Origin of the sequence: Thermogemmatispora onikobensis (genome assembly GCF_001748285.1) — a bacterium.
GTDB classification, from domain to species: Bacteria; Chloroflexota; Ktedonobacteria; order Ktedonobacterales; family Ktedonobacteraceae; genus Thermogemmatispora; species Thermogemmatispora onikobensis.
In genome coordinates, this window is sequence record NZ_BDGT01000048.1 from 25896 (window position 1) to 34865 (window position 8970).

Annotated in this window: 7 protein-coding genes; all 7 read right to left on the minus strand. The window is 59.8% G+C overall.

Features of this window, described 5'->3' with window-relative positions; all coding sequences use genetic code 11:
• Nucleotides 1–24 precede the first annotated feature (24 nt).
• Complete coding sequence (locus BGC09_RS17660) at nt 25–1284, minus strand: lactate racemase domain-containing protein (protein ID WP_069805554.1); 1260 nt, start codon at nt 1282–1284, stop codon at nt 25–27.
• 312 nt (nt 1285–1596) lie between these two features.
• Nucleotides 1597–2601 carry a GAF domain-containing protein gene (locus tag BGC09_RS17665; RefSeq protein WP_069805555.1) on the minus strand — a complete coding sequence of 335 codons (1005 nt, stop codon included), beginning with the start codon at nt 2599–2601 and terminating at the stop codon, nt 1597–1599.
• Between the two features lie 179 nt (nt 2602–2780).
• Nucleotides 2781–3620, minus strand: a complete 840-nt coding sequence (locus BGC09_RS17670; RefSeq protein ID WP_069805556.1) for an SDR family oxidoreductase — start codon at nt 3618–3620, stop codon at nt 2781–2783.
• 48 nt (nt 3621–3668) lie between these two features.
• The gene (locus BGC09_RS17675; protein WP_069805557.1) at nt 3669–4358 is read right to left on the minus strand and encodes a ThiF family adenylyltransferase; all 690 of its coding nucleotides are present in this window, start codon (nt 4356–4358) and stop codon (nt 3669–3671) included.
• Nucleotides 4355–5455: a hypothetical protein gene (locus tag BGC09_RS17680; RefSeq protein ID WP_069805558.1), complete on the minus strand. Its 1101-nt coding sequence runs from the start codon at nt 5453–5455 to the stop codon at nt 4355–4357. The genes BGC09_RS17675 and BGC09_RS17680 overlap by 4 nt, the downstream gene beginning before the upstream one ends.
• A 289-nt stretch (nt 5456–5744) precedes the next feature.
• Complete coding sequence (locus BGC09_RS17685; protein WP_069805559.1) at nt 5745–7226, minus strand: vWA domain-containing protein; 1482 nt, start codon at nt 7224–7226, stop codon at nt 5745–5747.
• A gap of 1017 nt (nt 7227–8243) precedes the next feature.
• Nucleotides 8244–8465: a hypothetical protein gene (locus BGC09_RS17690; RefSeq protein ID WP_084659063.1), complete on the minus strand. Its 222-nt coding sequence runs from the start codon at nt 8463–8465 to the stop codon at nt 8244–8246.
• Nucleotides 8466–8970: the final 505 nt, after the last annotated feature.

The window sequence follows — 8970 nt, forward strand, 5'->3', positions numbered from 1 at the left end:
GCTCTGGCTGCTGTGTCTGCCTGCTCAGGGGTGATCAAGACGGTGGAGCACTTCGCCGGCATGCTCGACTACCAGGATGCCTTCGGCCTCACGTCCCTTCCAGGCTTCCGGGTCGATGGTTTGCGGGTCCCGGTAGCCCAGGTTGACGCGCTGGCAGCGTTCGGCGTCGATTCCGGACGCGAGGGTGACCTGGATGCGGGGCTGTTCGCGCCCAGTCATGGCATCGTAGCTGCCTGCTCCTTTGACGTGGGTGCTATGGGCTTTAATAGTGCCGGGAAGCGTGCGAAAGCGCTCAGGTTGCTTGAGAAAGTAGTCGCGCACGTGGTAGCCAACGCGCTCGATCAGAGGGCCGTGGGTATAGGAGAACTCGCTGATCCTGGGGGCATAGATAATGACCTCGCCCCCGTCGGCTACGATTGGCTCAGTCTTGTACATAGCTTTGGCGCCGGTCCAGAGGTCGGGGTAGAGCGGTGCAGCTACCGCCAGCACCAGCTGATAGGGGCGTGGATGAGTAACGATATTGAGGCGGGCGGAGAGGTCCGCTGCGGCTTCGAAAGCCTGCTGGTAGTCGCCGATGTAGAGTCCATATAGATGCTGCCCTTGCACCACAAGAGCGAGCACAAGCAACGGTCTGGGCACGAGTTCGGCGGCGCGATGCAGCAGGCGGCGTACTGGGGTGTCTTTTACCCCAATGGTATGTAGGCTGGTAACCAGGGCCCCCAGCCAGTGAGTGGTATTGATAATGTCTGGTCCTGCGATGCCGGGGAAAAGGTATTTGGCCCCGCCTGAGAAGCCGGCAACCTCATGCGGAAAGACTGGGCCGCAGATGATCAATTGATCGTAGTCAAGGATGCGGCGGTTGAGGGAGACGACGATCTCCTCTCTGAGCAATCCCTCTGTCAGCAGCCCAACTTCCTCGGCGCTGAGGGTGCCGAGAGCGTGCAGCATCTCGGGCCGATCCCACTGGTGGTTGAAGATTCGCAGACCGGGGTAGATCTGAGCGCGCTCTCTCGCTGAGAGGCCGACCAGAGCGGCAATGGCAGCCTCGCTGAGCGGGGGGTGCGTGCCAAGAGCGATAAGGTAATCTAATTGCGCTACTCGACCGTGCAGTTGCTCATTCAAGAGACGAAAGAAAAGTGGAATAGGAGCGCTGCGTGTGCCATCGGGGATGATGATCAGGACGCGCTTACCTGCCAGGGCTAGTGGTTCAAGGGCGCACTGGAGCAGGTTGCCCACCTGGACTGAATTGAGTGTCTTGTCGGTACTTCCCTCACCAAGCAGCATCGAGAATCTCTCTCCTTTGGCGGTTTTGTCTGAACACTTGCTTTGTCGTCGATGGACCCACCTGGCTGAGCACCGCCGCATGAGGAATCCAGGAAAACGGCGCCAGCGAGGGTCGACCTGGTACGGGCCGGGCTGAGGGTGGGGTGGTGCAAGCAAGCTTTCTTGCTCGCCCCTATCCTTCCCTGATTGTATCACCTGAATAGCGGCGTCAAGGTAAGGGTCTGGTGTCGAAATGGTCTGGTTGGTGGCTGTGCTCTACTGAACTAGCTGCCTGTCTACCGATTGGCCTGGCCGCCGCGCTGGCGAAGGACTCTAGTGAATAGTGAGGCCTTGCCAGCGCTGACCAAGCAGCAACAGTTCCTCTTCAATCTCATGAAGCACACGTAGCTCAGCCTGCATATGTGAGAGGGGAGTGCCACGCTGAGCGGCCTTCCGCAGTTGCTCCAGCACGCGGCCAACAAAGGTGGTGGTATAGGGACGCTGCTCGGCTGCGGAGGGCATGATGCCCAGCGCGATCTGGCTGCTATCGAAAAACTCTTCTGGCTCACAGCTCAAAGCCAGAAGATAGGCGTAGTCGCGGGCCAGGTCAAGCTGAGCTTGATGGAAATAGTTGCGCTGGGTGCTGGCGATGGAGAGGCAGCCAGCGATCTTCCCCCCCTGCAAAAGAGGGTAGGCCAGCATGCTTTCCGTGAAAGGCTCGCTGTGGGTAGGGAAATAGTAGGTGAGATCCTCCCGGCTTGGGATAATGGCGTAGTGACCAGAGGCTACGCAGTGACCGGCCAGTGATTCAGCTCCCAAAAGGAGTAGTTCCTGTTCTGGCAGCGAGCGCCAGGGTGGGCTGCCGCGTCCCTGAACGATGCGCAGACTGCGTACTGGCTGGGTAGCCAGGCCGGGGGGCACACACTGGATAAGAGTAATTTTCAGCCCAAGCTCGCGAGGATCAAACTGATTGAGCATCTGCTGCAAAATAAGATTGCGCATGGTTATGGAGCGGAGAGCCGGGGCACATTCCAGGCAGGTGGTGAGGATACGGCGGTAAAAGGTCGACGGGATCTGTTGGTCTTCATTGTCGCTGGCTGTTAGCCTGCCTAGCAGCTCGGGATGAGCCTGTCGCAGATGCTCTGCCAGCACAGGGTGGGAGCGAAACACGGCCTGATAGAGCTGCCGCAGATGCTCCGTGCGCGGACTGCTCTGCCCTTTGGCCCAGCGCGTGATGGTGACACTGTTGACGCCGACAGCCTGCGCCAGGCGCCGAAGCTCATGCGTATTGCTAATGGCCTGCTCCAGCAGTCTCCGCCAGGTCTCCAGCTTTGCCATAATCGCCTCTGCCTAGGGATTATTGAGTGCTGTCTCGCCAGTCCTGATCTGCCTATGACTGTCTCATTTTAACCCAATCCTGTGTAAATATCAACGCGAATCGACCCTTTCTGCGACAGCGAAATAAACGCTCGCTTCACTCTGTATTATCGATCAACGATCATCGATAGACGATGGCTTCAGACACCGGCGTAAGCGGAGAAACCGCCATCGACTGGAATCAAGATGCCTGTAACGAAGGCCGAGGCAGGACTCAGCAGCCAGAGCAGGGTGCCGAAGAGGTCCTCTGGCTGGCCGAGGCGCCGCATGGGAGTATGATCGAGGATACGATGCCCGCGCTCGGTCAGGCTCCCTGTCGAGGGATCGATGAGCAGCCTGCGGTTTTGCTCTGTCAAGAAGAAGCCGGGAGCGATGGCGTTGACCCGGATAGCGGGACTGTACTCCTGAGCCATATAAACGGCCAGCCACTGCGTCAGATTCACAACGCCTGCCTTGGCGGCGCTGTAGGCAGGTACGCGCGTCAGCGGGCGCAATGCGGCCATAGAGGCGATATTGACGATACTTCCTCTCCCCTCAGCAGCCATGCTACGTCCGAAGACCTGGCAACAGTAGAAGGTGCCGACGAGGTTGAGTGTCAGCACCTCCTGGAGCGCCTCCGGCCTCAGATCGAAAAAGGGCAACTCTGAGGTCGTCGAAGCGGCCTCGCGATTCCCGCCGGCGGCATTGATTAAGATGGTAGCGCGCCCGAAGGTTGCCTCGATCTCTTTAGCTGCTTGTTCAATAGCCTGGCGATCGCTCACGTCGCAAGGCAGGCCCAGGGCCTCCCCCCCCTCGTTGCGAATCGTGCGCACGATCTCGTTTGTGGGGCTGGCAGTGCGGCTGAGGAGGGCGACGCGGACTCCCTGCCGCGCCAGGAAGCGGGCCATGCTTCCCCCAAGCACGCCGGTGCCTCCAGTAATCACGGCTGTCTGGTTGGCAATGGTGAATAGCTCCGGTTCATAAGCAAGACGATGACTCATGTGACGACCCTCGTTTCCTTTTTTTTGATGGCAAAGGTGCAGAAGATCCTATAGTTGGCCCCTCGCTGCTTCCCGAAGTGTGGTGGGACGGTAGACGAGGTGCAGGTCATTCCAGGTAACCTCGAAGGTATAGGCGATGCCCTGGCGGAAGAAATCAGCAACGGCTCGCGCGGCCAGGGCGGCCAGCAGCAAAGCGAACGGACGAGTGAGCGGGTAATCACAAGGGTCACTGGCGCCGGCCTGCGGCGGTTGATAGTCAGGCTCCCACTCGCCATTGCCATAGAGGCCATCGGCGCTGAAGCCGACGTGGAGACAGGGCAGCGCCAGTGCACGGCTGGCAGCGCTCACGGCGGCGCGGGCAGCCTCATTATCGAAAGTGTCAACGACGAGATCGCTTCCTTGCAGCAGCTGAGCGGCGTTCTGTTCTGTAAGCGTGATCGTTACTGGCTCCAGGCGGGCCTGCACAGCGCGATAGAGCGTTGCGGCTAAGGCGCGGGCCTTGGGAGCGCCGATCTCGCCGCGCAGATACGGCTGCGTTGACAGATTGCGCATCTCGACCCGATCGTGGTCGATCAGTCGCAGGCGTGCAAAGCCCATTCGGGCCAGTGTCTCGCAGAGATTGGCGCCGAGCGCCCCCGCACCGCAAATCGTAATCTGGCGCCTGGCGACTGCTGCCAGAGAGGCGTGGCGCTCCTCATGGAAAAACGGATCGTTTGGATTAAGGTTGATCGTGCTCATTCTTCCAGCTCCTCCTCGCTCCAGGGCGAGTCGCGCATCACGCTCACAATACTGGTCAAATCAAAGTCACGGTCACGTCCACTCAAGCAAATGCCGCTGGAAACGATCGTCAGCTCAGGATCGATCACTGAGCGATAGCGGTAGGGTCGTCCCTCTTCGCTCCACTCGACAATGATTGCTGAGGTCGAGCCAGAAGAGGCTGGCAGCAGCGTATAGCTGTGTAGCACCGCGCCGGCCTTAGCCAGGGCGTGGCGCAGGCGCTCGCTGAGCTGGAGGCGCAGGCGCTCCTGTTGTAGCCACTCCAGTTGCGCCCGGCGGCTCTGGGCCTGCGCCACTTGCTCTGGCACTGGTCTGCCAGCTGTGGGGACAAAGCGGCCTCTGGTCCGCTGCTTGGCGTCGGGAGCCTGATCATCGCCGAAGCTGGCAACCCGCAATTCCTGGCGGAGGGCTTCCTCTTCCAGGCGATGGAGGTCCCAGAGCAACAGAGCGCGGCGTTCTGAAGCGGTCAAACCGGCAGGAAAGCGCTCATACTCTTCCCCAGGAGCAGCAGCGGCCTCGCGCATCCAGGCGGCATGGGTGGGATCAGCCCGCAGATCAGGACCATCGAACCAGAGAGTCTGGTCATCAACACGAGCTACAATACGCTCAAAAGGCTCTGCACCATTGAACGGATCACAGAGTAGCACTGGCAGCGGTTCGTCGGGAAGGCCGAACCGCTGACGGGCATCGCTAGGATTAAAAGGCAGCGCCAGCCAGAGTTGAGCCTGGCTGGCCCGCGGCCCTGAGACGGGCCAAAGCAAGATCATGCGGAGCGCTGGCAGCAATTCCAGGTAGGCGCCACGCTGCCAGGGCAAAGCCTCCCCCAGGAGCTCAGCCTCCTGTTCGTCGCGAGGACGGAAGCGGCCCCAGCCAGCAAAGGAGGCGCGCACCTTGAACTCATAAACCAGTCCTTCAATGCGTGTGCGAATACGTCCACCTGGTAACAAGGGAGCAATGATTTCCTGCTGGCGTAGGCGCTCTGCTGCTGCACTCAGGCGACTGATCAGGCGCAGCAGCGGCAGCTGCTCCTCAGGCGATGGAGGTGGTGGGGCTGGCATGGGCAGACCTCTTTTTTCTCTCAGGAAGCGCTTGAGTGCAAGCGGAAACCAGCTAGTTGATCATTCCGAATGGGTGCCTGCTCGGCTAGGAGACAGGCAGAACAGCCAGACAGGCGAGCCGGCAGCACTCAGCTCAGGCTCCTCTAGGAGCATGATAGCGCTGACAGTCAATGAAGAGAAGGCCCAAAAAGGGCGGGGTCACGCTCCTGCGTGCGCTCCGCTAAGAGCTGGCGGGCAGCGCAGGAGCGTGACCACTGTGAGAGCAGGGTCGCCATGCGACAGCAGCCACTCAGGCTTGAGTGACCGCCTGCGTTGAAGAGAGTGGCCGCTGTGGCAAAGGATAGGCCATGATCTCGTCGACCAGCTCGGCGCGCGTTGGCAATGCCAGCAAAGGGAGCAGATTGGGCAGACTATAATAATCGCCGGTGAAATGGTAGCTCGTTACCTCGATGCCGGCTTCCACCAGTTGCCTCTCGAAGTACTCGCTGTGCTGCCCAATAATGACCAGAATCACTGACGGACCGAGGCCCAGTGCGTGGCGATACTCCTGCCAGGCCGTGTGGAAGAGCGGAGGAGTGTTCTCGCCGCAATCGGTAACCACCAGAATCTGCTCGACATACACCTGCTCACGGGTCATTTTTGCCAGCGGGGCACCGATACTGGTGCCGCCTTCAGCCCGCACAAACTTAAAAGCCTGCTCCCAGTCACTCAGCGTTGGGCGCCGCTTTCTCGCAGGCGGCTCTATGGAGAAGGCTGCTGTGTCGAAAGCGTAGACGTAGAAAGGGGCCTCGATCACAGCGCTGATCAGAGCGGCCAGCTGCTTGGCCAGCTCGATCGCTGGGGTCATAGATCCGCTCTTGTCGATAAAGAGCGCTGTTGGTCGCCTGATTACCACCTTGTTTGCCACGCGCTGATCGGCAACGTGCAGCAGGCTGCGAGTGGTTGCCTCATCGGGTTGAGCGGCCTCGATGGCCTTCTTGACCTTCATCGTTGAGACACGCTGATCGCTGCTGGCCAGGGCCAACTTCTGGTCGATCAGGGCCTTGACCTCTGGGTGATCGAAAGCTCCGCGGCGCTTCAGCGAGGCCAGGGCGTTAATGACCTCCTGGGGGGACATCGCATTGATCAGGGCCACAAGCAGTGCCGGAGTGATGGTGCGCACAGCCCCGATGGCCGTCGTATATGGGATGCCTCCCTCGATGATCAGGCGAGCCTGTTCCTCTGCGCTTTCTGCCCTGGCCAGCTGCTTCAGCAGCGCCTGGGGGCTATCAGCTGGGGGCTGCTCGTCGAAGAGCAGAGCCTGAGCCCGCGGTCCGGGCTTAAGGCGCAGGCTGGCGTACAGGTGCTTCAGAGCTGAGCGAGCGCGGAGAGCGGCCCTGTCGAGCTGGCGTGGATTCGCCTCGCGCGTCCGCAAGTAGTGCTGGATGGCGCTGCGCAGCGAGCGCGGGGTCTTACCGATCACCTGCTTGGCGTGGTCGAGCACGCGCGCCACCTCATAAGGAGCCAGCTGCTGCAGCAGCACCCAGGCAGCTCCGCGAAACTCCGGGTAGGCGCTGGTCGCTAGATGAGCCACAAAGAGCACCTTGTGATCGCGCACCTCGCCATGCTCGAAGTACCACGGAGCCAGATGGCCGTAGAAGAGCGGGTCGCGTTCCAGCGCATCACGGTGCAGCGACGCCAGGTCTTGCAGCTTTCCGTGCGGTGCACTCAAAAATGAATTCAAGATCTGCACTCGCACATCCTGCTCTGGTCCAGAACGAAACTGGCTCATGATGCGATCATCCCCTCTTTCATAGAGTACAGAACATGCCAGAGGCGAACAGACGGACGGGCTGGCTGGCTGTTGCGCCTGTAAGCCTCGCGTCGCACGGTGATCCTGCTCTGATAGCGCTGTCCAGGAAGGCAGGCCCAGGTAATGTGCCCGATAGAAATAAACCCAGTGCCCTGGGATGGCAGTCCCCGAGCACCAGGTCTCAGAACGCGCGAGTTGAGAGAGCTTTCATGCCCTTATCGCGACAGCGCTGCAAGGTCGCGCTGACGGGATTCGAACCCGCTTCCACCCGAAGGGTGGATATACCGAAGAGTATGTACGCTCGCTCGGTCAGAGCGCGTTCAGGTGAAATAGCGCTTACTGCGTGACAGTTCCAGCGGAAAGAGAGCGGCAGGGCCAGAGCCTCTGAGGTAAGCGAGGCTTGGATTCGAGGGGCCGCTCCTACCTACCGCCAGGCAGGTGCGCCCGGCTCAGGCGGGCTGGTGTGGTGCACAGGTCAGACTGGAACGCGCGAGTTGAGAGAGTGGCTTCCCCACTGAGCTACAGCCTGAGAAGGCTGGCGGGATTCGAACTCGCGACCGGTGTGTATGCGCGCTCGGTCAGGGCGCGTTCCAGCCTGGAAATGGCGCAAAGCATGGCAACTGGCAGCGCCTCAGCAAGTACGTGAGAGTAGCTGAGCCTGAGACGCGCAAGTCCAAAGAGCTTCCAAAACAGTGGTAGGCAGCTCCACAGGCTGACCTATGCGATGTTTGTACGCTCTTTGCGTCAGGGCGCGTCTCAGAACAAATACTGTCCAAATCCAAAACTGTTCTGAGGGGATCAGGCTGAGACGCACGAGTCGGAGGGGCCGGCCATGTTCCTACCCGCGAGGGTAGTGGGAGCGGGTAGACCGCCAGCGCTGGTATGTATGCCCCATCGGTGAGAGTGCGTCTCAGATGCGAGTGCAAACCTGCTGAACGCTGATATAACGGCAGAGACGGAAACCATCAAGGCCGAAAGAACAGGCTACAGCGTTAATCAGCCGTAGAGGGCCTCCGGGCGCACGACGATTGCCTGTCTCGTGCGTACTACCACGTGAGAGGCGAGCCGCTCGCTCGCGATATCGAGGTGCTGCGCCAGAGCCTCCTTGATCTCTGCGTCCGAGGCCTGCCCGTTCAGGCCCAGCTCCGCCAGGGGCAGCTCTTCGCTGCGACCATTGTAACGCAGGTGCAAGATTGTCACGCTTGACTGCTGAGCCATAAGCGCTCACCTCCCTGGTTGCCCTGCTGGCGAGCCGAGCGAGAACTGGAATGAGACTAATCGCTAACTCTTTGTGAAATGTCAGCTACCGCTTACGAGAGTAATATACTCGCTGTTCTTCTGTTTGTCAAGGGGTTTGACGCACGAATTTCGAGAGAGCCAGACACATTCCTGCCGAGCCTCTGGCGGTTCTTCTGCCCTGGCTTCTGTCTTCTCTTGACAGAGGGTGCCGTGGAACGTATACTTCTCTTTTAAGAGAAGGAAAAATTAATTTTAAAAATCTAAAATTCTGAGTAAAGAGCGAACGGGACAGGAAAGGCCCTGAAAGTGTGCTGTGGTGGGAGCGTCTGTCTGCCTGGTGAGGGCAGGGCCTGTCAGTCAGTCAGTCAGTCAGTCAGTCAGTCAGTCAGTCAGTCAGTCAGTCAGTCAGTCAGTCAGTCAGTCAGTCAGTCAGTCAGTCAGTCAGTCAGTCAGTCAGTCAGTCAGTCAGTCAGTCAGTCAGTCA